1 protein-coding gene and 2 pseudogenes are annotated in these 1034 nt (G+C 46.3%); 2 read left to right on the top strand and 1 reads right to left on the bottom strand.

From position 1 onward, the window contains the following. Positions 1-238 (top strand): annotated as a pseudogene (locus R7R78_RS24495) (transcriptional regulator); the annotation flags it as partial. A 52-nt stretch (positions 239-290) separates the two neighbouring features. Next, positions 291-734: a DUF2069 domain-containing protein gene (locus R7R78_RS24490; RefSeq protein ID WP_225474423.1), complete on the top strand. Its 444-nt coding sequence runs from the start codon at positions 291-293 to the stop codon at positions 732-734. Positions 735-802: 68 nt separating this feature from the next. Here the strand turns inward: R7R78_RS24490 and R7R78_RS24485 are convergent. After that, a pseudogene (locus R7R78_RS24485) lies at positions 803-1034 on the bottom strand (DUF2066 domain-containing protein); the annotation flags it as partial.

Below are 1034 nucleotides of genomic sequence, written 5' to 3'. Positions count from 1 at the left end.
TGGCGGTCAGGAGACCACACTTCAAAGCATGATGACGCCACTACTGCATCACGGGATGATGGTACTTGGTATTCCTTACGCTGAACCAGAGCTGCATTCGACCCAATCTGGTGGCACACCCTACGGTGCCAGCAGTGTAGGACACGAACCAAGTCTCACAGCGGAGGAGACTCGCCTGGCACAACAATTAGGTAAACGACTAGCAACAGCAGCGTTAAAGCTCAAAGCTTGTCACTAATACCAGTATTAATAATCAGTAGAATTGGTATCAATTCAAGGATAGAGAATCGATGTCTGACTCTTTCGAAGAACAACCACCTCTTGGTGCTCAAGCAAAAACGTATCGCTACCTCGCTTTGTTCGGCAACTTAGCTTTATTAGCATGGGTCGCGATTTGGCAACTCGCTTTATCTCCTCACCCTCATCTGAGTAGCACAACACTCGCGATTGCATGGTGTATTCCGTTATTGCTACCGTTACCTGGCATCTTAGCGGGCAAACCTTACACGCATGCATGGGCGAACTTTGTCTTGATGCTGTATTTCTTGCACGCCCTCACTATCTTGTACGTGGACGGTGGTGAACGGTGGTTTGCAGCGGTTGAGCTGGTGCTTACCTCTCTTGGTTTTGCTGGCACTATTTTATTTGCTCGTGCTCGAGGAAAAGAGCTAGGCCTTAAACTCAAACGCTTGTCACAAGTAGAAAAAGAAGAAAAAGCGAAGTTCAATAAATAACTTCTCTGATTCAAAAACAAAAAGAGTCGCAATTGCGACTCTTTCTTTATTCTATGCCCAAACGCGGATTAACTTTGCGAAGTAGAATTCCACTCATAAATCAGATCGTATTGATCTTGCACTTGAGGAATCACAACAGGCTGTTGTACTTGCGCTGCTGGCACAGTTTCCTCAACGGCTTGAACCACCGTTTTTGGTTGCCCTTCTACAGCTTGAGCCTCTGAAGGTAGAGTTTCTACCGATTGATCTTCCGATGGCGTCACTTCTTCAACGTCACCGAGTGGATCTTCAAATTCCATC

It is taken from the genome of Vibrio sp. 2134-1, assembly GCF_033339495.1.
Note: the sequence above shows the minus strand (reverse complement) of the source record. Positions and strands in the feature narration are given on the sequence as shown.